The following is a 21,525-nucleotide window of genomic DNA, read 5'->3' on the forward strand; positions in this document are numbered from 1 at the left end:
GGTTTGAGTTCATTGACATATTGAATTGACAGCGCGTATGTTGCTTTAATTAGCAACAAATGCAAATAAGAATTAAGACTAGAAGAACGTTTTGAGCTTTGATTCCCGGTTAAACGGGATGAAGAAGAGGAATTCCTTTAGTAGTTGTTAAAGTATATAAGATTTAACGATGAAGAGTTTGATCCTGGCTCAGGATGAACGCTAGCGGCAGGCTTAACACATGCAAGTCGAGGGGCAGCACGTCTTCGGATGGTGGCGACCGGCGCACGGGTGCGTAACGCGTATACAATCTACCTTTTACAGGGGCATAGCCCGGGGAAACCCGGATTAATATCCCATGGTATTATTAAATGGCATCGTTTGATAATTAAAGCTTCGGCGGTAAAAGATGAGTATGCGTCCTATTAGCTAGATGGTAAGGTAACGGCTTACCATGGCTACGATAGGTAGGGGTCCTGAGAGGGAGATCCCCCACACTGGTACTGAGACACGGACCAGACTCCTACGGGAGGCAGCAGTGAGGAATATTGGACAATGGGCGAGAGCCTGATCCAGCCATGCCGCGTGCAGGAAGACTGCCCTATGGGTTGTAAACTGCTTTTATACGGGAAGAAACACCCCTTCGTGAAGGGGCTTGACGGTACCGTATGAATAAGGATCGGCTAACTCCGTGCCAGCAGCCGCGGTAATACGGAGGATCCAAGCGTTATCCGGAATCATTGGGTTTAAAGGGTCCGTAGGCGGGTTTGTAAGTCAGTGGTGAAAGTCTGCAGCTCAACTGTAGAACTGCCATTGATACTGCATACCTTGAGTAATTATGAAGTGGTTAGAATATGTAGTGTAGCGGTGAAATGCATAGATATTACATAGAATACCGATTGCGAAGGCAGATCACTAATAATTTACTGACGCTGATGGACGAAAGCGTAGGTAGCGAACAGGATTAGATACCCTGGTAGTCTACGCCGTAAACGATGGTTACTAGCTGTTTGGCTCGATTGAGAGCTGAGTGGCTAAGCGAAAGTGATAAGTAACCCACCTGGGGAGTACGTTCGCAAGAATGAAACTCAAAGGAATTGACGGGGGCCCGCACAAGCGGTGGAGCATGTGGTTTAATTCGATGATACGCGAGGAACCTTACCAGGGCTTAAATGTAGCTTGACAGGGGTGGAAACACCTTTTCCTTCGGGCAAGTTACAAGGTGCTGCATGGTTGTCGTCAGCTCGTGCCGTGAGGTGTCAGGTTAAGTCCTATAACGAGCGCAACCCCTGTGGTTAGTTGCCAGCGAGTAATGTCGGGAACTCTAATCAGACTGCCGGTGCAAACCGTGAGGAAGGTGGGGATGACGTCAAATCATCACGGCCCTTACGTCCTGGGCCACACACGTGCTACAATGGTAGGGACAGAGAGCAGCCACTGGGCGACCAGGAGCGAATCTATAAACCCTATCACAGTTCGGATCGGAGTCTGCAACTCGACTCCGTGAAGCTGGAATCGCTAGTAATCGCATATCAGCCATGATGCGGTGAATACGTTCCCGGGCCTTGTACACACCGCCCGTCAAGCCATGGAAGCTGGGGGTACCTGAAGTCGGTCACCGCAAGGAGCCGCCTAGGGTAAAACTGGTAACTGGGGCTAAGTCGTAACAAGGTAGCCGTACCGGAAGGTGCGGCTGGAACACCTCCTTTCTAGAGATTTTGCCTCTTATAAGGCAAAACGCAATTACGACATAAGGAGCCTTTTTACAAATGAAGTGATAAGCTTCTTTTGGTCTTAATTCACTGTCAATTTAATAATATATAGTATTGAGATATGAGTATTGAGTATTGAGATGAGGCGAAAAGCTATCTCACTACTAAATACTAACTACTCACTACTAATTGCAGTCTCATAGCTCAGCTGGTTAGAGCGCTACACTGATAATGTAGAGGTCGGCAGTTCGAGTCTGCCTGAGACTACGAAGTACGAAGGTAGAAATACGAAGTACGAAGTTCATTGAGAATTATTGAAAGGAAATTTTAGAAGTTGGGCAACCAGTTTACAGTACGCAGTTAAGCAGTACGCAGTACAGTGAGAACTGAATACTGAATACTGATCACTGCCAACTAAAAAAACGGGGGATTAGCTCAGCTGGCTAGAGCGCCTGCCTTGCACGCAGGAGGTCATCGGTTCGACTCCGATATTCTCCACCATTTAAATGATTAAGGCTTAAGGAATAATGATTAACCTCATTAGACCTTAAACATTAAACCTTAAACATTTGAAAAACGTTCATTGACATATTGGAAAATAAGAATACGAGAAACATAAAAATTTCTATAGTTGTAAGATTATAGATAGAGCAAATTATATTAAATAGGAGTGTTGAAGTAAGAATAGGAGTTATTTATAATTCTGAACTCTTAACTCATAACTTTTAAAAGAGCATATTAGGTAAAAGCACATAAGCTAAATAAGGGCGTATGGGGAATGCCTAGGCTCTCAGAGGCGATGAAGGACGTGATAAGCTGCGAAAAGCTGCGGGGACTGGCACATACAGGTTGATCCGCAGATATCCGAATGGGGCAACCCACTTAACTGAAGGTTAAGTATCCGCAAGGAGGCGAACCCGGAGAACTGAAACATCTAAGTACCCGGAGGAGAAGAAAACAATAGTGATTGCGCTAGTAGTGGCGAGCGAACGCGCATTAGCCCAAACCGGTAAGTTTACGGACTTACCGGGGTTGTAGGACCACGACATTGGTTGTGAACAGAATTAGAACACTTTGGAAAGAGTGGCCATAGACGGTGATAGCCCGGTATAAGTAATGAACATAAACCATAGTGGTATCCTGAGTAGTGCGGGGCACGAGAAACCCTGTATGAATTTGGCGGGACCATCCGCTAAGGCTAAATACTCCTGAGAGACCGATAGTGAACCAGTACCGTGAGGGAAAGGTGAAAAGAACCGTGAATAACGGAGTGAAATAGATCCTGAAACCATACGCTTACAAGCGGTCGGAGCCCTTTAGGGGGTGACGGCGTGCCTTTTGCATAATGAGCCTACGAGTTAACGTTGCCAGCGAGGTTAAGGGGTTAAGCCCTGGAGCCGTAGCGAAAGCGAGTCTGAATAGGGCGCTTTAGTTGGTAGTGTTAGACGCGAAACCGTGTGATCTACCCTTGGGCAGGTTGAAGCTGTGGTAACACATAGTGGAGGACCGAACCCGTTGACGTTGAAAAGTCTTGGGATGACCTGAGGGTAGGGGTGAAAGGCCAATCAAACTCGGAAATAGCTCGTACTCCCCGAAATGCATTTAGGTGCAGCGATTAATTAGTTTTATAGAGGTAGAGCTACTGATTGGATGCGGGGGCTTCACCGCCTACCAATTCCTGACAAACTCCGAATGCTATAAAATGATGTTAATCAGTGAGGGCATGGGTGCTAAGGTCCATGTCCGAGAGGGAAAGAACCCAGACCATCAGCTAAGGTCCCCAAATGTATGTTAAGTTGAAAAAACGCGGTTGAACTGCTTAGACAGCTAGGATGTTGGCTTGGAAGCAGCCATTCATTTAAAGAGTGCGTAACAGCTCACTAGTCGAGCGGTTCGGCATGGATAATAATCGGGCATAAACATACTACCGAAGCTATGGATTTTATACAATAGTATAGAGTGGTAGGGGAGCATTGTAACAGCGTAGAAGGTGTACTGCGAGGTATGCTGGAGCGGTTACAAAAGAAAATGTAGGCATAAGTAACGATAATGCGGGCGAGAAACCCGCACACCGAAAGACTAAGGTTTCCTCAGCTATGCTAATCAGCTGAGGGTTAGTCGGGGCCTAAGGCGAACCCGAAAGGGGTAGTCGATGGACAACCAGTTAATATTCTGGTACCTGCTTTGCGTTAAAAGTGACGGAGGCGAGAATTAGGTGCGCACTGACGGAATAGTGCGTTGAAGGGAGTGGTAACACCCCGATAGTACACCCAAGCTTCGGCGGCGGTGATAATCCTGAATATCGACTTCCAAGAAAAGCGAGCAAAAGCAGCCCGTACCGCAAACCGACACAGGTAGTTGGGATGAGAATTCTAAGGTGCTCGAGAGATTCATGGCTAAGGAACTAGGCAAAATTGACCTGTAACTTCGGGAGAAAGGTCGCCCCACTCCGGTGGGGCCGCAGTGAAAAGGTCCAGGCGACTGTTTATCAAAAACACAGGACTCTGCTAAATCGAAAGATGATGTATAGGGTCTGACACCTGCCCGGTGCTGGAAGGTTAAGAGGAGATGTTAGCTTTGGCGAAGCATTGAATTGAAGCCCCAGTAAACGGCGGCCGTAACTATAACGGTCCTAAGGTAGCGAAATTCCTTGTCGGGTAAGTTCCGACCTGCACGAATGGTGCAACGATCTGGACACTGTCTCAGCCATGAGCTCGGTGAAATTGTAGTATCGGTGAAGATGCCGATTACCCGCTGTGGGACGAAAAGACCCCGTGAACCTTTACTATAGCTTAGTATTGACTTTGGACAAGTGATGTGTAGGATAGGTGGGAGACATTGAAGCGGTATCGCCAGGTATCGTGGAGTCATTGTTGAAATACCACCCTTTACTTGTTTGAAGCCTAACTTCCATTGGAAGGACAGTGCTTGGTGGGTAGTTTGACTGGGGTGGTCGCCTCCAAAAGAGTAACGGAGGCTTCTAAAGGTTCCCTCAGCACGCTTGGTAACCGTGCGTAGAGTGCAATGGCATAAGGGAGCTTGACTGAGAGACATACAGGTCGATCAGGTACGAAAGTAGAGCATAGTGATCCGGTGGTTCCGCATGGAAGGGCCATCGCTCAAAGGATAAAAGGTACTCCGGGGATAACAGGCTGATCTCCCCCAAGAGCTCACATCGACGGGGGGGTTTGGCACCTCGATGTCGGCTCGTCACATCCTGGGGCTGGAGAAGGTCCCAAGGGTTGGGCTGTTCGCCCATTAAAGTGGCACGCGAGCTGGGTTCAGAACGTCGTGAGACAGTTCGGTCTCTATCTACAGTGGGCGTTAGAAATTTGAGTGGATCTGACTCTAGTACGAGAGGACCGAGTTGGACCAACCTCTGGTGTACCAGTTGTTCCGCCAGGAGCACTGCTGGGTAGCTACGTTGGGAAGGGATAAGCGCTGAAAGCATATAAGCGCGAAACCCACCACAAGATGAGATTTCTTTAAAGGATCGTGGGAGACTACCACGTTGATAGGTCACAGGTGTAAAGGCAGTAATGTCATAGCCGAGTGATACTAATAATCCGTATAGCTTAGTGCGCTTCCCGGCCTGCAAGGGCCGGGGAGGATAACCTAAAGCTTAATATACTGCTCAAAGTGTTTTCTTATATTATTATTTTCCAACTATGTCAACTCATTAGATGTTAGTATTGAGAATTGAGTATTGAGATTTTTTATCTCACTACTCACTACTAAAATCTCATTACTACTCAACGATTTAAGGTGGTTATAGCAACGGGGCTCACCTCTTCCCATTCCGAACAGAGAAGTTAAGCCCGTTAGCGCAGATGGTACTGCTATTTGTGGGAGAGTATGTCGCCGCCTTTCTTTTAAACCCTTCATCATTCATTTGATGAAGGGTTTTTTTATGCCCTAAAATCAGCAAGGCCTGTGGGCACCCCTACTCAGAGAGGAGGGGGATTGCAGTACAAAAGCTTAATCTGGAAACAAATTTCAGCACGCCTACCTTCCAGGGAGGGGCAATCAGCCGCAGGCGGATGGGGAGGGTCTCGCTTCCGAAATGTGGCTGGCGCGGATTTGTAATCCGTGCAGTTTACCCAACAAGCATCCCGGTCCCCATGCACCACCTCGTCTCCGCCTCCCGGCGAACCACCCCTCCTCAGAGAAGTGGCGGGTTGATAAATGAGCACACCCCGCTGGCGCGGATTTGCAATCCGTGCCGGGTTCCACAACAACTTCCTGGAAATATGCATGCCCTGAGGCCACCCCAATAAAGAGAGGAGGGTAGATTTTCTAAAAAATACTATTTTGGAAACCGTTGGCGCGGATTTCTACTGCTCAATAAAATCCCTGTACTCAAGGAAAAAGCGCTCCAATGAATCCATATTTTTATAGAGCCATAACTGAACCTTTGGCCAGTCTTTTTTATTGTGGATATCAACACCGGGTAGTGTGACGTAGATGCGGGAAATTATTTTCCCATCGTCTAGCTGATAAGATTTGTCAAAAACTGCTTCAGGTAAAAATTCATCTTTAAGAATCCCCTTCAGGCTTTCTAATTTCTCAAAATAGTAAAGTCTCATGATCTCATCATTAGCATCGAGATCTATAGAAACTTCAGCAGTATCGCGGGTAAAGGTGAATTTTAAAGAGAGGTCTTTAATTCTGGTGTTGTATAAAAGCCACTTTCGGGGGTGATTTTTTCCGAAGCTGGTCCAGAATTCCTGGCGAATCTTTTTACTTTCAGCACGACTGTACATATACTATAGAAAATAAGCCAATAAAATTCCGGAAATGACCACAGCCAGTTTTGTAGCATTAAAACTATGGTTTTTTGAGGCTTCAAAGAGTATGGTTGTAGAAACGTGAAGAAAAATCCCTATGACCATTGCATTGATGTAAGCCGAATATTCTTCAGAAATCATAAAATTCGCATGCATCCAGCTGCCCAGTGGCGTCATTAATCCGAAGACCGCGAGAAAAAGAAAGGCTTTGTATTTTGCTATTTTTGAATGGAATAAAAAAGCAGCCAGTATTGCGGCGACTGGAATCTTATGGATCACTACCCCATGAAGTAAATCGCTGCTTTGATTCAATGGAAAACCTTCAAGAAGGGCATGAAGTGATAGACTCAGGAGTAAGAGGTAAGGAAATTTCACCGAATTTTCGCTATGGTGCATGTGCCCATGTTCTACACCTTTAGAGAGAAATTCCAGGAAAATCTGTAAGAGGAGTCCGGCCATGATGAACAATCCAACCTTATCAAATCCGGAGCTGTAGACTTCGGGTAACATTTCGAATACTGTTACCGAAAGGAGAAAAGCACCGCTAAAAGAAAGTAATAGCTGAAAGCCGGTGGAGGAGGACGGTTTTAAAAATAGGGAAATTAAATACCCTATTACCACCGCTATTAATGGCAGTATATACAGCATTATTTTAATACAAGTATTAATCGGTCAGATTTAATTTTATCGTATGGCTGTAGGTTGTAGTTCCCAAATGTGTGAACCAGTTCAATTCCGGCTTTTTCAAAGTAGTAAAGGAAATTTTCCAAAGTAAAAGCTTTCACCTTTTCTGAATAAGCATATTCTTCTCCTTCGTCTTCAAATTCAATATCTTTAACTATATATCCGTTTTCAACCTTTCGGGTAATATTAAAAGTAATTCCCTGCACCGTTTTTACTTCCGAAGGCACGAGGTTATCAATCACTTTAACCACGTTCATAAAATCAATAACTCCCCAGCCACCTTCTTTGAGCTCCTTTTTTATAGATAAAATACTCTCCCGGTTTTCTTTTTCATCTTCAAAATAACCAAGGCTGGTAAATAGGTTGAAAACGGCATCATACTGTTGGTTCATAGGCTTGCACATGCAGTGGGTTTGAAAGTGCAAATTTTCATTTTCAAACTGTTTGGCATACGCAATGCTGTTTACAGAGAGATCTACCCCAGTAACATCAAACCCGAGCTTGTTGAGATAAACAGAATGTCTTCCTTTACCGCAGGCAAGGTCTAGTATACTTGCCCCTTGGGGAAGTTTTAAAAAGGTAGTGAGGTTCTGCATGAACTGCTGTGCCTCTTCATCACCCCGATTCTTATATAAAATATGGTAGTATGGAGTGTCAAACCACGAAGAAAACCATCTATTTGCTGCTAATTCCATATCCTGCAAAATTAGTGTATTTTTGTCTCTCACAGAAAATAACAAATGGGAAATAATTATCAAATGGTTGCCAAAACGCTTTTTGGTTTTGAACCATTACTTGCCAAAGAATTGAGAAACCTGGGAGCTATAGATGTACGGGAAGGAGTACGATCTGTTTCATTTTATGGAGACAAAGGTTTCATGTATAAAGCCAATCTTTCCCTGCGTACGGCTATAAAAGTGCTGAAACCAATTGCGACCTTCAGGGTTTTTTCTGAAGATGACCTTTACAATGAGGTCAACAAAATTGCGTGGGAAAAATACATGGATTCAAATCAGACCCTGGCAATTGATGCTACTGTACATTCCGAAAAATTCACTCATTCTAAATATGTAGCTCTTAAATCAAAAGATGCTATTGTTGATAGATTTAGGGACAGGACCGGAGAACGCCCCGGGATTGACCTTGATTACCCTTCCTTGCGCATCAACATTCACATAGAGAAAGATAGTTGCACAGTTTCACTCGATAGTTCGGGACAATCGTTGCATAAACGTGGCTATAAATCGTCTACCAATATTGCGCCAATAAATGAAGTTTTAGCAGCGGGAATGCTTTTACATTCAGGCTGGGATGGGCAATGTGATTTTATTGACCCCATGTGTGGTAGTGGTACTATTCTTATAGAAGCTGCCATGATAGCCTGTAATATTCCCCCCAATTTGAATAGAAAGGAATTTGGCTTTGAAAAGTGGAAAGATTGGGATGAAGATCTTTTTGAAAAGATTCAGGAGTCGGTATTAAAGAAAATGCGGGATTTTCATTTCACCATCAAAGGCTATGACAAAGCACCTTCAGCTGTTCATAAAGCTAAAGATAATGTTGATAATGCTAATCTTGCGGAATTTATTTCGGTAGAACACGAAGATTTTTTCAAGACTGAAAAGCAAACAGAAAGATATTTGCATATGGTGTTCAATCCACCTTATGGAGAACGTCTTAGTATAGATATGCCTGTATTCTACAAATCTATTGGCGACACGCTTAAGCAGAGTTATCCGGGCACCCATGCCTGGTTTATTACTTCTAATCTTGAAGCTATTAAACATGTAGGTTTAAGGCCTTCCCGCAAAATCAAATTATTTAATGGAGCCCTGGAATCAAAGCTGCTTAAATACGAGATCTACGAAGGTTCCAAAAAAGCTAAAAAACAGGAGAATTAGACTACTGCCTGTAAAGAGGTATTAAATAAGAAATAGAATAGCCGTAACCTACGCCAAGGCTACTCCCGTCGTAGGTCCTGTTAAAGCCAGGGATATAAAGATTGTCAAAATTCCCGGGTTTAGTTTCATTGATCTTTTTCTTGAGCTCTACATGCACTCCAAGATACAGGTTGTTCAAAACTTCTACTTTTGTACCTAATTTTACTTCCAGCCATCCTGCAGTAAGATTGTTGAATTCTCGGCCTTCAGCTCTAATATCCGGTTCAAAATAAGGATTCCGGTCGTATATGGAATATTCCTCCAGTTCGGTGGAAAATGAGGCGAAACCGTAACGCAATCCGACGTAAATTAGGTTTTGCATCCCGGTCCAGTTATGGTAAAAATTGTAATCTCCCCCAAGTTTAACGTAGCTTCCTTTTGCAGAAGCCGTCACATTTGGCTGCGAAATCACGTTCTGTTCATTTCCAATTTCTCCGGCCAGGTATATGTTTTCATACAACCTGTAATCGGCTTTGACCTCCAGGCCCTGATAATCCTCTTCAATAAGCATCTTGATGGGCTTAGATAGGTCGATCCCGACGCGCAGCCCATATTTTTCACGTACATCAACAGTGTCTGTTACCGCTTCCTGGGCAAAGACTGCTGAAGAATGAAACCAAAAACTAGTGAGTAAAATAAATATGAGCCTCTGTTTCATTTTCAACGCTTTCTTGTATAATAGTTTCTGAAAGTATCCAGTTATTCTCATCTTCATGAATTGCAACATCAAGGCTGTTGTAATTTACTTTATAACCACAGGCGCGATTGAGATATTCAAGGTCTGGAGAATAAGTAAAAGTTACTGTATCTGCATTTTCTTCCTCGCTGCCAGAATTGATAGTGAAAATATATTCTGTGAAGTTTTCATCGGTTCTAAGTGGCAGGCTAACAGTATTTACAGTGGTTGGCCCCATCAAAATTTCTTCCTTACCACTGGCGCGAACCATTAGGTTTGATACTGCCTTTAAACGTGTAGGGTCAAGCGGATCATAAAATTCTATTACCAGTAGCGAAGTGGTCTCAGTTCCTTCGGGACAAATATCGTCCCGCTGGCACCCAAGGGTGAGGAAAATAAAACCTGCTAAAAAAAGCCATTTTTGGAACCTGTTCATTGTCTTCGTTCTAAACAAACAACATTTTCTACGTGAAACGTTTGTGGAAACATGTCAACCGCCTGTGTTCTTGTTACTTTGTAGTGCTCGTCTAGCAGCGCAAGATCTCTTGCCTGGGTTGCCGAATTACAACTAACATACACAATTCTTTGTGGCAAGATACCAATTATTTGCGCAACCACATCCTTGTGCATTCCATCTCGTGGTGGATCGGTAATGAGAACATCGGGCTCCCCATGAATTTTCACAAATTCACTGGTAAACACCTTTTTCATGTCTCCAACGTAAAATTCGGTATTCGTGATGTTGTTGTTTCTGGCATTTTGTTTGGCGTCTTCAATAGCCTCGGGTACTGCTTCTACGCCTATAACCTTTTTAGCTTTGGCAGCCACAAATTGGGCAATTGTTCCGGTACCGGTGTACAGGTCGTAAACCACTTCATCTCCGGTTAGACCTGCAAAGTCGCGCGTAATTTTATACAGTTCGTAAGCCTGTGCCGAGTTGGTTTGATAAAAAGATTTTGCATTGATCTTAAACTTCAGGCCTTCCATTTCTTCAAAAATGTGATCCTGACCTTTGTAGCAAATCACTTCCTGATCATAAATGGTATCATTACCTTTTGAATTGATCACATACTGAAGGCTAGTTATCTCCGGAAATTCTTCAGCAACAAAATTCAGAAGTAATTCCCGTTGCGCTTTATTGTCTTCAAAGAACTGAAGCAGCACCATGATCTCTCCTGTAGAAGAAGTTCTTATCATCAACGTGCGCAGCATTCCTTTTTGATCTCTTGTATTGAAAAAAGGAATATTATTTTTAATGGCAAATTGTTTTATACCATTCCTGATTCCATTGCTGGGTGCCTGCTGAAGGTGGCACTCCTTAATATCGAGGATCTTGTCCCACATTCCCGGAATGTGAAAACCAAGTGCATTTCGGTCTTGAATATCTTTGCCGCTTTGAATTTCTTCCTGTGTTAACCAGCGGCTGTCACTAAAAGAGAACTCCATCTTATTGCGGTAAAAATAAATTTCCTTACTTCCCAGAATAGGAGTGACTTCGGGCAATTCAATTTTGCCAAGGCGGGTAAGATTATTCGTTACTTCTTTTTGCTTATAAAACAACTGGTGTTCATAGCCCATGAACTGCCACTTGCAGCCCCCGCAAACGCTAAAATGTATGCAGGGTGGCTCTACCCGTTTATCTGAAAATTCATGTATTTTGGTAGCTGTACCCTCGTAAAAAGCGCGTTTCTTTTTAGTAGTCTGCACATCTACCACGTCACCGGGCACTGCATTTCCAATAAATATCACTTTGCCATCGGGGGCTTTGGCTATACTTTTCCCTTTTGCCCCGGCATCAATGACTTCGAGGTTTTTAAATTCTTTGTTTTTATTCTTTCTCGCCATGTGGCAAAAATAGGATAAATGCCAAGAATTATTGGGCGCAGGCCTTAAAAAATCAGGAAACATTTAGTAATTTGCGACTTCTGAATTCAGGATGATTTCTCTCCTCAAAATACCGTATTTGCTGGTATTTCCGGAAAGTAGGAATTGCTTATTTAGTAATTGAAAACAAAAATGAAAATGAAGATTTCAGAAAAAATTTCTTCCCAGGAGGCTATTCAACTTGAAGATAGATATGGGGCTCATAATTATCACCCGCTTCCGGTTGTGCTTGAAAAAGGAGAAGGTGTTCACGTTTGGGATGTTGAAGGTAAGAAATATTACGATTTCCTTTCGGCTTATTCCGCAGTAAACCAGGGGCATTGTCACCCAAGAATTGTGGGAGCCATGACAGAACAGGCTCAAAAACTAACCCTTACCTCAAGGGCCTTCCATAATAACATTTTAGGAAGGTATGAGAAGTATGCAACAGAATATTTTGGTTTTGACAAGCTGTTGCCAATGAATACCGGTGCCGAGGCGGTTGAGACTGCAATAAAAATTGCACGAAAATGGGCCTATGAGAAAAAAGGAGTAGAGGAGACTGAAGCTCAAATCATTGTTTGTGAGAATAACTTCCACGGAAGAACTACCACGATCATTTCTTTTTCTAATGATGAGGGTGCCCGCAAGAATTTTGGCCCGTACACTCCGGGATTTGTTAAAATACCATACAACGATACTGAAGCGCTTGAAGAAGCTTTAAAAAATAACAGTAACATTGCCGGATTCCTTGTAGAACCAATTCAGGGAGAAGCCGGGGTATACGTGCCTTCCGAAGGTTATCTGGCTCGGGCTAAAGAATTGTGCGAGCAGCATAATGTGCTTTTTATTGCTGATGAAGTGCAAACGGGAATTGCACGTACCGGGAAACTTTTGGCAGTAGAGCATGAGAACGTTAAGCCTGATGTATTGATCCTCGGAAAAGCCATTTCTGGCGGGGTATATCCAGTTTCGGCAGTACTGGCCAATGACGAGGTTATGAACGTTATTAAACCGGGACAACACGGTTCCACTTTTGGCGGAAATCCCGTAGCCTGTGCCGTAGCAATGGCTGCCCTTGATGTGATTAAAGATGAAAATCTTGCTGAAAATGCTGAAAAACTCGGGAACCTTTTCCGAAGAAAGCTCGATGATTACATACGAAAATCTAACATTGTAAACCTGGTGAGAGGTAAAGGCCTACTGAATGCCATTGTGATCAATGATTCTGAAGATAACTCTACAGCCTGGGATATTTGCATGAAACTGAAGGAAAACGGACTTCTGGCTAAACCAACTCACGGCAATATCATACGATTTGCACCACCGTTGGTGATGAACGAAGAACAACTTATGGATTGTGTAGGTATTATAACCAAAACACTTCAGGAATTCGAAAAGTAATTTAGGAAGTAAAAAAAGGAGGGCGAAAAATGACATTTTTCGCCCTCCTTTTTTATTCAAAGTTCAAAGTTCCAGGTTCAGGATTCTGAACACTGAGCACCGAATATTGATCACTTAAAACTACTGGTTTTGGTAAACTTCCATAGATTCCATGACCATTTCCTGCATCCCATCCCATCCGTAGATAGCCACAAGTACAATATTTAGAAGCAGGTATAGTCCCGAAAGTACAATTCCTATAATAGCAAGAATTCTTCCGGTTTTTACATTGTTATAGCCTTCGTAAATATCCGGTTGAGCCATGTAAGTTTGTTTAGCAGTCTTTGCCAATACCAGGGCGACAATCCCAAAGATAAGGCCGAGGATCCCATAGCAGCAGCAAGTTACGATAGAAAGGATTCCGAAAACCAGGATAAGTGTTGAGTTTGGTAAAGTTTGTTTTTCCATAATTATTATTGGTTAGTTGATCAAAAAACTCATTTTATATATATAAGCACCTATTATCACGGCGGCACTCACTACAATAAGTCCGGCCTTAATATACCAGTCACCTTTAAACTTATAAAATAAGTTGGTGATAAGAAAAAGTAACAGGATGAGGATAGGGTAAATTGCGGGAAACATCTTAAAAGCTGCGCTAAATTCTCCCTGAAGTACCAGTACCAGTGCCCGCTGTGCACCGCAACCCAGGCAATCTATGCCAAACAACTGCTTGTTCAAACAAGGGAGCATGAATTCTTCCATATAGGTCAATTGTTGTAAACTGATATTTTTTTGACTGTTTTGTGATTATTCATATTAATCACCTTTACAATATAAACGCCGTTTCCCCACGGCCGGGTTGAAATTTCTACAGACCTTCGGTTGTCAAAGTTGCTGCGGTACCACATCCTTTTTCCCTGTAGGTCAAAAACTTCTACAGCCTTTACCGGGAAAAGATCGTTGCTTATTATTTGCAGTTCTCCCAGACGGTTATTTTGATGGATGCTGAATTTTAAATACGCCTCTTCCTCAAAAATCACCTGTGGCAGGTCTTCTTTAGCTACTTTTTCAGCAAAAGCAAGCTTGTAACGCCCGTGATAAATTCCCGGTTGCAGCTCTAAAGTTAAGGGTTCTTTTTTAATAGAAAAATATTCATCTGTAAGAGTATCTAGAATAAAAAGTTCATGAATTGCGGCATTTTCAATAATTCCCTGTGAAAATGTCATTATTTGATGCCCGGTTTCAACTTTTATAAACAGCGGGATTTCTTCAGAAATATCAAAAGGGCGTACATCAATTATATAACTTTCTTCACCCTGGAGCCAGCCCACATCGGTAGGCGCAAGTTCAAAAGCCCGGGCATCCATACCTGCGTCAATTTTTGGTGTTGCAACGGGCCAAAAGGCCAGGCTCAGGCTTCTTTCGTAAAGGTCGTTCACTGTAACCTTAAGTTGTACCCTGGCAAGGCTGTTCTTTTCAGAAGTGTGTTGGTGATCTTTCTTAACTGCTTCGGGTGCCGGGGTATTTGTTCCCGATGCATTTTTTGATGGCGTTCTGTGAGAATTTTTAAAGGTAATGTTGCCTGCCTGTGCACCCTTTACCATAAAGCCCTGGCCTACAGGCAGGAATTTCTTTTGAGAAGGTTTGCCTGTGCTGCCGTCTTCAATATTTTTGACCGTTTTGAAAACCGGAGGTTCATAAATTCCATCAGTACAGGGATCTATCGGACTAAAAACTCCGTAGCCGCCCATATAATCTTCGAGATTATGTGAGGAACCATTCTCTTTAGAATCCCAAAAGTAGGCGACACCGGTAGTAATATTTTGACGTTGGATGCTTCCGTAGCAATTTGTGCTCAAAGTGCCGCTGCCAGAATTTTCGAGCAGGAAAAGACTCAGGTTGAAAGTTGATGGGTATGGATTACCTACCAGCACAAAAGCATCTGGCGTTATTGGGATATCTAAAGTCCCGGAGACCGGTTTTCCACGTAAGTCGTAACGCTGTGAATTTCCAGGGTTATTTGCTCTTCCGTTAACAACCACCAAATCTTTTCCCTCTGTGCCCTTCATGGTAAAACCATAACCTGGCGGGATCACCGTGTTGCCGCCAACAAATTTCCAGCTTGAGTACCCGTTGCCCTGGTAGGTGTAGATCCAGCGGGTAGAGATAGCGAGCGGGTTTGCGGTGCCGTTTGGGGCAGTGGTGAGTTGGGGTTGCCGGCTTACAATGGTTGAAACGGGAACCTGTAAAAGTGAGATGCCAAAAAGGCCATTTTCAGGAGATATTATGGGAGAACTCCAGTAATTATAGTCGTAAGCATTGGTGGTTCCTTCAGCAAAAACTGAGATGCTCCCGGTTCCGGAATTTTCTTTGTTTTGTTGCTCTCCCTGTAGTAATTCGGCATTATCGCGCAGGTATAATGAAGCTTCATTTACTGGGGAAGGGTTTTTTATTAACCTGATATCATTCTCAATAAACAGGAAAGATTTTTCTACATAAACGTAAGTTCTGTTTTGTCCATTGCCGGAAGGAGCGATGTTCAACTGGCCGAAAATTGGGTGAAAAGCAAATAAAAATGCCGTAACCAGTAGAAATCTTCTCATTTTCCCGAAATTTGTAGCTTTGACGATTCAAGTTACTACTCTTTTTTGATTTTAATCAACTGGCAAACAAATAATTATGAAAAAGCCTTCTTCTCAGTTTATCAATTCTGCGGTCATAATAATAGGTGGCGTGCTTCTCATTTTTGAAATTTCGGGAGAAGAGAGAAATGTGTATGTGATGATTATTGGGCTGGTGATGTTGATGTTTGGGCTATACAGAGCTACCAATTATTGGGTTGAGACTAAAGACGACCATAAAAAAGATGAAGAAGGTGAAAATAATAATTCTCTTTAGTGATGCTGAAACCGGGAGATAAAGTAGCTGTACTTGACGAAGATTTGGAAGGTAGGGTTCTTTCAATTAGCGGCGCTGAGGTGGATATAGAAACTTCTGAAGGTTTTCTCTTATCCTTTAATGTCCGGGATTTAGTTAAAGTTGAAGATGTATTACCCGATATACTTCCTCCTGAAGTTGAAAATTTTTCCGAAGTCATCAGGGAAAAAGAATCTTCAAAAAAGCGTAGATCTTCAAGAGTGAAACCAAAAGAGCGAAATCAGCCGCCCATGGAGGTTGACCTGCATATAGGGAAACTCGTGCCTAAGACCGGCGGACTCTCAAATTATGAAATCCTCAACATTCAAATGGATACTGCCCGGCGGCAACTCGATTTTGCCATAAGTAAACGCATACAAAAAATTGTATTTATTCATGGAGTAGGAGAGGGCGTATTAAGAGCTGAACTCGAAACCCTCTTTCACAGGTATGATAACATCAAATTTTATGATGCCGATTATCAAAAGTATGGGGTGGGAGCTACCGAAGTTTATATTTTTCAGAATTACTGATCTTCTCCTTCCTCTTCGCCGTTTTCATCTTCACCGTTTGTAGGCTGAATTGTGATATTTTGGGAAGGTGAGGTGATAACGCCCAATTCATAATTCTCAAGGCGAATTTGTTCCCCGTCTCCTCCCTGGTTAACCAGTGTCAGGTTATTAACAGTAAGGAGGTATCTATAGCTTCTTGAAATAGTATTTTCTCTCGAACCTTCAACTTCAAAAGAATCTATGATATCAGGGTTTAAATAATAAGGCAGCCCATCCTCATCCTGGTCATCGGCGGGATTCAAATTTAGGTTCCAGTCTTCATTCCTGGTAGGTACACCGTCGTTATCATCATCGGCATCGAGATAGTCAGGGATCCCGTCATTGTCGGAATCTGGATAGGAGTTCACTGAATTTTCAGCTTCTACCTGTCTTTCAATTCGGGTAAGGATGTTATCCCCATCATCATCAATATCGAGGTAATTGGGAATTCCGTCTCCGTCGGTATCTAAATTAGTATCCATTCCTTCACTGGCTGAAGGTATACCATCTCCATCATGATCGGTCGCATTTGCAATAGTAGAAGTGATGATGACCTCACCTCCCGTGGTACTTTTAAATTCCCGCACCACTTTTGGGGAAACGGGCGGAATTTCATTACAAAAATAGTTGCCGGTTACTTCCCCGTCAAAAACCCGATACACAATTTCATTAGTGGTGCCGTTCAAAGCAATGCTGAGGCGGCCTTCTTCCGAAAGAAAAAGCTTTTCGGTTTCAGTATCGAGGTTAAAACGAAACGCAATTGCCTCGTTTACATCGGTATTGTTTATTTTATACAATACCTGTGACTGGTTATCTCCACACCAGCTAAGGTCGGGGTCTTCAAAATTAAAATCGGTCACAATAATTTCCCCGTCATTGCATGCGGTAAGCAGCGCGGCTGCAAAAAATAAACTAAACACTTTTTTCATAAGACGGGTTTTCGGCAAAATTAAAAGTAATATATAATTTAACCGAGACAAGCTTAAATTATTTTAAATCTGTTATTTTTGTAGACCATGAAAAAAGTCTACTTTGATAATGCCGCAACTACGCAGATTCGCGAAGAAGTGGTAGAGCGAATGGCCCAGGTAATGCGTGATGTATATGGAAATCCTTCCTCAACTCACACCTTTGGCCGCAGTGCAAAAACTCTAATAGAACAGGCTCGCAAAACAGTGGCAAAGATCCTCAATGTTGCGGCCTCAGAAATTATTTTCACCTCGGGCGGTACAGAAGCCGATAATCTTATTCTCAATTCGGCCGTTCGGGACCTGAGCGTGAAGCGCATTATTACTTCAAAAATTGAACACCATGCCGTGCTTCATACCATTGATAAACTTCACGATGTTTTTGGAACCGAAATTATTTACGTGAACCTTGATGACTGCGGAAGGGTTGACCTAAAGCACCTGGAAGAAATCCTGAAATCTTCAGATGAAAAGACACTGGTGAGCCTGATGCATGTGAATAATGAAGTAGGTAATTTACTGGATATTGCAAAAGTTGGGGAGTTATGTAGTACTCACAATGCTTTGTTTCATTCAGATACCGTGCAGTCCATTGGGCATTACGAACTTGACCTTTCTCAGGTGAAAGTTGACTTTACCGCTGTAAGTGCCCATAAATTCCACGGACCCAAAGGTGTTGGTTTTGCTTATATCCGAAAAAACAGCGGTTTGCAGCCACTTATTTTTGGAGGCGAGCAGGAGCGGGGATTTCGCGCCGGGACCGAAGCCGTCCATAATATTGTAGGGCTGGAGGAAGCACTGAAGTTAGCTTACCAAAATTTACACGAAGAGAGGGAATATATCACCTCTCTAAAAAGGCATTTTACAGATCTCTTAAAAAAGGAAATTCCCGGAGTAAAATTCAACGGCGACTGCGGTGACTTTGAGAATAGTACTTACACGCTTATCAACGTATGCCTGCCCATGTCTCAGGAAAAAGCGTTAATGCTGTTGTTCCAGCTGGACCTTCATGGGATTGCGTGCTCTAAAGGTAGTGCCTGCCAAAGCGGAAGCGATCAGGGAAGCCACGTGCTAAACGCCTTTTTGCCTGCCGAAGATCTGAAAAAGCCTTCTTTGCGGTTCTCTTTTTCCAGGTACAATACTAAAGAAGATATTGAATACGTGGTAAATGTGCTGAAGGAGTTCATGGAAAAATAGGAAGAGAATATTTATCCAACTTTCAGTTTTAGGGTTTCATATAGTGCCGACAATTCAGAAATTATCGGCACTTGCCATAATTTTTGACACTTTTCGCTTCAAAAATCATATTTAAGGCTTCCTTTTTTAGCAGGATTAAATTCCCGTTGACATCAGTTGCGCTAAAATTTCCTGCTGAAAGTCGTGCTACTTCTGGGGGATAATTATTTGCACCTGATTCTTCCATTCACTTTCACAACTTTGGATTGAAAAAAGTTCTTTTCAGAATTTTAAAGGAACTTAAAAAATGACATTTTTGGAACCAACAGGTCTAACCGTTAGCTTTGAGTTTCTGCTAAAGGCCACCAATGCAGTAAAAACAGAAAAAACACTTCAGCTGAAAAACCTATTTTCTAAAGAAGGTGCTTTCAAAAACAGTTGTATTTCCTACATTATCAATTACTTCCAGTTTCAGGTGATTTTCGGTGTCAGTGACTACCCCGTCGGCAAAATCGTGAGTGAGTAAATTCCTTTTGTATTCATATTCCATCAGAATAAACTTTCCATTCACTGTTGCCCGGTAGCTTTTAATGCCCGAAAGATCGTCAGAGATCTTAATTTTCAGGTCTTTATTACCTGAGATCCACTGTCCGTCCCTAAAGTTAACAGGTGTTACGGTAGGCGCTTTCACGTCCCTGCCTAAAGTGTAGGTGCCAAAAGTGCGGGTTTTGGTGGTAAATCTTTCCCCGTCTTTGGTAGTGTCTGAATATTGAGGATTTCCCCATTTGTTAAGCCTGGCAATAAACATTTGCTCCCTGTCTTCGGGTTTGTATTTGCTAACATTAAAGCCTATGCTGATGTTCGAATGAATGGGAATTACGTCTTCGTGCAGGCTTACCTTTTCATCTTCAAAGCTAACATCAAGGTAAGCATCCTGATAGAGACTGTTTTCGGGAATATAAACGTCTATACCATTGCTTTCAAACTGAGCTCCTGTACTTGCAGGGACAAAAAAATCGGTAATCTTGGAAGGGTCTTCTTTAATGTCATTGCGGTGTTTTCCTTCTATAGGCACGTGAACTATACGCTCATTGCCTGCAAAATCGCTTACTTTGATCGTATAGTTATACGAAAGGCTGTCCTGCACATTAAGATAGCCTTCATTTTTCACGTCACTGTAAATGCTTAATGGATTGGAAGGTTCTACGAAAAGCTTCTGGATCCTGCTATTGTTCTGGGTATAATATCCGTAATCTATCAACTGGTTGAGGTGGCGGGTTTCTGCAAATGAGAATTTTTCAAAATTGACCTGCAGGAGTTTTTCGCCATTAGCACTGCTTTCAATTTTATAAACGCCGTTGTGGTTTGGAGCTGCATTAAGTTGATCTACTGCAGTAATACCAAAACCTATTTCCCCGCAGGCATCAATTTTTTCAGCTCTAAAAGAACCATCTTGCTGTGGTATAAGCCTAAGTTTTTGTCTTGTGGCCGAACCATTCACATGTGCTTCTTCTCCCGCCGGGTAAACAAACAAGGCCGACACGATTGGCGCGCGGGTATCTTCGAGTTCTATTCCAAACATAAGCGGGTTCATAGGGCGCTGCTCGCCATCCCTTATCTCGAAGTGCAGGTGCGGGCCGCCGCTGCCACCGGTATTTCCGCTATTGGCAATAAGTTCCCCTCTTTCTACAGGAATTTCAGAAGCAGTTGGATAAACTTCTACCTCATAGCTTTCATTTTGATATTGCAGCTTCTTAATATAGGCTTCAATCTCTGGAGAAAAGTTCTTCAGGTGGCCGTATACTGTAGTGTATCCATTGGGGTGCTGAATGTAAAGTGCTTTTCCGTAACCATAGTGAGAAACATTTATGCGGCTTACATAACCTTCAGCAGAAGCATACACCGGTAACCCTTCCCGTTGCTGTGTCTTAATATCGAGCCCACTGTGAAAATGATTGGATCGCAATTCTCCAAACGTGCCGGCAAGAGCCAGGGGTACCTGAAGCGGATCATCAAAATAGTTTGTGGGAACGTTAGCAACCTGTGCCGACACAATAAAACCGGTTAAGAATAGGAGGGGGGCAAGTATTCTTTTCATGTAAGGGAATTTTTACTTTTTAATAGCGGGATAAAGATACCAAACCCGGGCATAAAATTAAACCCTTATTTTTGAGGAAGTTAAAATTATTTTAAAGCACAACTCAAAATAGAGATCAAAATATTGGGATATTTCGGCAGGTATATTAACTTTGTGAGGGTAAGCAGCAGGTTTAGCTTTAATGAGTGATTTAACAGAAATAATTGATATTCTTGAAGGTAGGGTTGAGAAGTTGCTTCAGAATTATAAAAAACTGGAGCAGAAACAACAAAGCCTTCAGGAGGAATTAACTTCTTTAAGATCCGAAAAAAAGAGATTACAGGAAAGCCTGGAATCTTCAGAAAACAGGGTAAAAACTCTTAAAGCTGCCAACGCCTTGCTGGGCAGTAATGATTATAAAAAAGAAACCAAGCTTAAAATAAATAGCTTGATCAGGGAAATAGATCAATGTATTGTTCACCTCTCTGAGTAGAAGAATAAAAAAATGTCGAATCAGCTTAAAATAAAGATCTCTATTGCAGACAGGGTATATCCCATGACCATTCTTCCTGAGCAGGAAGAGGGGCTTCGAAAGGCTGCAAAAAAAATAGAGTTCATGATTAAGCAATTTGAACAGAGTTATGCCGTTAGGGATAAGCAGGATGTGCTGGCAATGTGTGCCTTACAGTTTGCTGCCCAAACCGAGCAAAAATCAATTGACCGCAGCAGTGAAGTACTTTTGGCTGAAGATAAATTGAAAGCGCTCAATGACCTGCTTGACAAACACTTGGTTTAACTGTTCTTTGAATT

19 protein-coding genes, 2 tRNA genes and 3 rRNA genes are annotated in these 21,525 nt (G+C 42.7%); 12 read left to right on the top strand and 12 right to left on the bottom strand.

What is annotated here, in order from left to right; all coding sequences use genetic code 11:
• The first annotated feature begins 166 nt into the window (after nt 1-166).
• The 5 genes from V5739_RS14965 to rrf all read left to right on the top strand — a co-directional run bounded on the left by V5739_RS14965 (nt 167) and on the right by rrf (nt 5,561).
• A 16S ribosomal RNA gene (locus V5739_RS14965) occupies nt 167-1,688 on the top strand.
• 196 nt (nt 1,689-1,884) lie between these two features.
• Nucleotides 1,885-1,958 (top strand) — tRNA-Ile (locus tag V5739_RS14970).
• A gap of 157 nt (nt 1,959-2,115) precedes the next feature.
• A tRNA-Ala gene (locus V5739_RS14975) sits at nt 2,116-2,192 on the top strand.
• 248 nt (nt 2,193-2,440) lie between these two features.
• Nucleotides 2,441-5,274 (top strand): 23S ribosomal RNA (locus V5739_RS14980).
• A 178-nt stretch (nt 5,275-5,452) separates the two neighbouring features.
• Nucleotides 5,453-5,561 (top strand): 5S ribosomal RNA (rrf, locus tag V5739_RS14985).
• The 16S, 23S and 5S rRNA genes sit together here with 2 tRNA genes alongside, the layout of an rRNA operon.
• Before the next feature lie 464 nt (nt 5,562-6,025).
• Here the strand turns inward: rrf and V5739_RS14990 are convergent.
• From V5739_RS14990 to V5739_RS15000, 3 genes are read right to left on the bottom strand one after another with little or no spacing between them, the layout of a single operon-like run.
• Entirely contained in the window at nt 6,026-6,454 is a 429-nt protein-coding gene (locus V5739_RS14990; RefSeq protein ID WP_423818834.1) for a DUF4268 domain-containing protein, read from the bottom strand.
• A 3-nt stretch (nt 6,455-6,457) separates the two neighbouring features.
• Nucleotides 6,458-7,126: a ZIP family metal transporter gene (locus V5739_RS14995; RefSeq protein WP_423818835.1), complete on the bottom strand. Its 669-nt coding sequence runs from the start codon at nt 7,124-7,126 to the stop codon at nt 6,458-6,460.
• Complete coding sequence (locus V5739_RS15000; RefSeq protein ID WP_423818836.1) at nt 7,126-7,857, bottom strand: class I SAM-dependent methyltransferase; 732 nt, start codon at nt 7,855-7,857, stop codon at nt 7,126-7,128. Before V5739_RS15000 ends, V5739_RS14995 begins: the two co-directional genes overlap by 1 nt.
• Nucleotides 7,858-7,902: 45 nt before the next feature.
• Here V5739_RS15000 and V5739_RS15005 point away from each other — a divergent pair, with 45 nt between their 5' ends.
• Nucleotides 7,903-9,063: a THUMP domain-containing class I SAM-dependent RNA methyltransferase gene (locus tag V5739_RS15005; RefSeq protein WP_423818837.1), complete on the top strand. Its 1,161-nt coding sequence runs from the start codon at nt 7,903-7,905 to the stop codon at nt 9,061-9,063.
• A 1-nt stretch (nt 9,064) separates the two neighbouring features.
• Here V5739_RS15005 and V5739_RS15010 read toward each other — a convergent pair whose 3' ends face one another.
• The 3 genes from V5739_RS15010 to rlmD are packed head-to-tail and all read right to left on the bottom strand — an operon-like array spanning nt 9,065 to nt 11,623.
• A complete protein-coding gene (locus tag V5739_RS15010) occupies nt 9,065-9,760 on the bottom strand; it encodes a DUF6048 family protein (RefSeq protein WP_423818838.1) in 696 nt (231 codons plus the stop codon).
• Nucleotides 9,726-10,214, bottom strand: a complete 489-nt coding sequence (locus V5739_RS15015) for a DUF6452 family protein (protein ID WP_423818839.1) — start codon at nt 10,212-10,214, stop codon at nt 9,726-9,728. Before V5739_RS15015 ends, V5739_RS15010 begins: the two co-directional genes overlap by 35 nt.
• Nucleotides 10,211-11,623: a 23S rRNA (uracil(1939)-C(5))-methyltransferase RlmD gene (gene rlmD / locus V5739_RS15020; RefSeq protein WP_423818840.1), complete on the bottom strand. Its 1,413-nt coding sequence runs from the start codon at nt 11,621-11,623 to the stop codon at nt 10,211-10,213. The genes V5739_RS15015 and rlmD overlap by 4 nt, the downstream gene beginning before the upstream one ends.
• A 177-nt stretch (nt 11,624-11,800) precedes the next feature.
• Here rlmD and rocD point away from each other — a divergent pair, with 177 nt between their 5' ends.
• Nucleotides 11,801-13,045: an ornithine--oxo-acid transaminase gene (gene rocD, locus V5739_RS15025; RefSeq protein WP_423818841.1), complete on the top strand. Its 1,245-nt coding sequence runs from the start codon at nt 11,801-11,803 to the stop codon at nt 13,043-13,045.
• A gap of 120 nt (nt 13,046-13,165) precedes the next feature.
• Here rocD and V5739_RS15030 read toward each other — a convergent pair whose 3' ends face one another.
• Genes V5739_RS15030 through V5739_RS15040 form a run of 3 tightly spaced genes read right to left on the bottom strand, consistent with a single transcriptional unit; the run spans nt 13,166 to nt 15,630 of the window.
• Complete coding sequence (locus V5739_RS15030; RefSeq protein ID WP_423818842.1) at nt 13,166-13,492, bottom strand: CCC motif membrane protein; 327 nt, start codon at nt 13,490-13,492, stop codon at nt 13,166-13,168.
• A 12-nt stretch (nt 13,493-13,504) separates the two neighbouring features.
• The gene (locus V5739_RS15035; protein ID WP_423818843.1) at nt 13,505-13,789 is read right to left on the bottom strand and encodes a DUF2752 domain-containing protein; all 285 of its coding nucleotides are present in this window, start codon (nt 13,787-13,789) and stop codon (nt 13,505-13,507) included.
• Between the two features lie 5 nt (nt 13,790-13,794).
• Entirely contained in the window at nt 13,795-15,630 is a 1,836-nt protein-coding gene (locus tag V5739_RS15040; protein WP_423818844.1) for a T9SS type A sorting domain-containing protein, read from the bottom strand.
• 76 nt (nt 15,631-15,706) lie between these two features.
• On the opposite strand from V5739_RS15040, the gene V5739_RS15045 reads away from it, so the two are divergent.
• Nucleotides 15,707-15,925 (top strand): hypothetical protein, encoded by a 219-nt coding sequence (locus tag V5739_RS15045; RefSeq protein ID WP_266068511.1) that lies wholly within the window; start codon nt 15,707-15,709, stop codon nt 15,923-15,925.
• 2 nt (nt 15,926-15,927) lie between these two features.
• Nucleotides 15,928-16,476 (top strand): Smr/MutS family protein, encoded by a 549-nt coding sequence (locus V5739_RS15050; RefSeq protein WP_423820498.1) that lies wholly within the window; start codon nt 15,928-15,930, stop codon nt 16,474-16,476.
• On the opposite strand, the gene V5739_RS15055 is transcribed toward V5739_RS15050, so the two are convergent.
• The gene (locus V5739_RS15055; RefSeq protein WP_423818845.1) at nt 16,470-17,423 is read right to left on the bottom strand and encodes a lipoprotein; all 954 of its coding nucleotides are present in this window, start codon (nt 17,421-17,423) and stop codon (nt 16,470-16,472) included. The genes V5739_RS15050 and V5739_RS15055 overlap by 7 nt on opposite strands.
• 87 nt (nt 17,424-17,510) lie before the next feature.
• Between V5739_RS15055 and V5739_RS15060 the strand changes: the two genes are divergently transcribed.
• On the top strand, nt 17,511-18,659 hold the full coding sequence (locus V5739_RS15060; RefSeq protein WP_423818846.1) for a cysteine desulfurase family protein: 1,149 nt from the start codon (nt 17,511-17,513) through the stop codon (nt 18,657-18,659).
• Between the two features lie 61 nt (nt 18,660-18,720).
• On the opposite strand, the gene V5739_RS15065 is transcribed toward V5739_RS15060, so the two are convergent.
• Nucleotides 18,721-18,885, bottom strand: coding sequence for a hypothetical protein (locus V5739_RS15065; protein WP_423818847.1), 165 nt, complete (start codon nt 18,883-18,885; stop codon nt 18,721-18,723).
• 159 nt (nt 18,886-19,044) lie between these two features.
• The gene (locus V5739_RS15070) at nt 19,045-20,736 is read right to left on the bottom strand and encodes a M23 family metallopeptidase (RefSeq protein ID WP_423818848.1); all 1,692 of its coding nucleotides are present in this window, start codon (nt 20,734-20,736) and stop codon (nt 19,045-19,047) included.
• A 181-nt stretch (nt 20,737-20,917) separates the two neighbouring features.
• Here V5739_RS15070 and V5739_RS15075 point away from each other — a divergent pair, with 181 nt between their 5' ends.
• Entirely contained in the window at nt 20,918-21,208 is a 291-nt protein-coding gene (locus V5739_RS15075) for a hypothetical protein (protein ID WP_423818849.1), read from the top strand.
• A 12-nt stretch (nt 21,209-21,220) separates the two neighbouring features.
• The gene (locus V5739_RS15080; protein WP_265163332.1) at nt 21,221-21,511 is read left to right on the top strand and encodes a cell division protein ZapA; all 291 of its coding nucleotides are present in this window, start codon (nt 21,221-21,223) and stop codon (nt 21,509-21,511) included.
• The last annotated feature ends 14 nt before the right edge of the window (nt 21,512-21,525 follow it).

It is taken from the genome of Salinimicrobium sp. TIG7-5_MAKvit (assembly GCF_049569215.1).
Classification (GTDB): Bacteria; Bacteroidota; Bacteroidia; order Flavobacteriales; family Flavobacteriaceae; genus Salinimicrobium; species Salinimicrobium profundisediminis.

Bases quoted from the DNA above. Each gene is read 5' to 3' on its own strand.
- V5739_RS14995 (WP_423818835.1), bottom strand. From the start codon at position 7,126: ATGCTGTATATACTGCCATTAATAGCGGTGGTAATAGGGTATTTAATT.
- V5739_RS15050 (WP_423820498.1), top strand. From the start codon at position 15,928: ATGCTGAAACCGGGAGATAAAGTAGCTGTACTTGACGAAGATTTGGAA.
- rlmD (WP_423818840.1), bottom strand. From the start codon at position 11,623: ATGGCGAGAAAGAATAAAAACAAAGAATTTAAAAACCTCGAAGTCATT.
- V5739_RS15030 (WP_423818842.1), bottom strand. From the start codon at position 13,492: ATGGAAAAACAAACTTTACCAAACTCAACACTTATCCTGGTTTTCGGA.
- V5739_RS15070 (WP_423818848.1), bottom strand. From the start codon at position 20,736: ATGAAAAGAATACTTGCCCCCCTCCTATTCTTAACCGGTTTTATTGTG.
- V5739_RS15075 (WP_423818849.1), top strand. From the start codon at position 20,918: ATGAGTGATTTAACAGAAATAATTGATATTCTTGAAGGTAGGGTTGAG.
- V5739_RS15000 (WP_423818836.1), bottom strand. From the start codon at position 7,857: ATGGAATTAGCAGCAAATAGATGGTTTTCTTCGTGGTTTGACACTCCA.
- V5739_RS15035 (WP_423818843.1), bottom strand. From the start codon at position 13,789: ATGGAAGAATTCATGCTCCCTTGTTTGAACAAGCAGTTGTTTGGCATA.
- V5739_RS15010 (WP_423818838.1), bottom strand. From the start codon at position 9,760: ATGAAACAGAGGCTCATATTTATTTTACTCACTAGTTTTTGGTTTCAT.
- V5739_RS15040 (WP_423818844.1), bottom strand. From the start codon at position 15,630: ATGAGAAGATTTCTACTGGTTACGGCATTTTTATTTGCTTTTCACCCA.
- rocD (WP_423818841.1), top strand. From the start codon at position 11,801: ATGAAGATTTCAGAAAAAATTTCTTCCCAGGAGGCTATTCAACTTGAA.
- V5739_RS15045 (WP_266068511.1), top strand. From the start codon at position 15,707: ATGAAAAAGCCTTCTTCTCAGTTTATCAATTCTGCGGTCATAATAATA.
- V5739_RS15080 (WP_265163332.1), top strand. From the start codon at position 21,221: ATGTCGAATCAGCTTAAAATAAAGATCTCTATTGCAGACAGGGTATAT.
- V5739_RS15055 (WP_423818845.1), bottom strand. From the start codon at position 17,423: ATGAAAAAAGTGTTTAGTTTATTTTTTGCAGCCGCGCTGCTTACCGCA.
- V5739_RS15015 (WP_423818839.1), bottom strand. From the start codon at position 10,214: ATGAACAGGTTCCAAAAATGGCTTTTTTTAGCAGGTTTTATTTTCCTC.
- V5739_RS15005 (WP_423818837.1), top strand. From the start codon at position 7,903: ATGGGAAATAATTATCAAATGGTTGCCAAAACGCTTTTTGGTTTTGAA.
- V5739_RS14990 (WP_423818834.1), bottom strand. From the start codon at position 6,454: ATGTACAGTCGTGCTGAAAGTAAAAAGATTCGCCAGGAATTCTGGACC.
- V5739_RS15060 (WP_423818846.1), top strand. From the start codon at position 17,511: ATGAAAAAAGTCTACTTTGATAATGCCGCAACTACGCAGATTCGCGAA.
- V5739_RS15065 (WP_423818847.1), bottom strand. From the start codon at position 18,885: ATGGAAGAATCAGGTGCAAATAATTATCCCCCAGAAGTAGCACGACTT.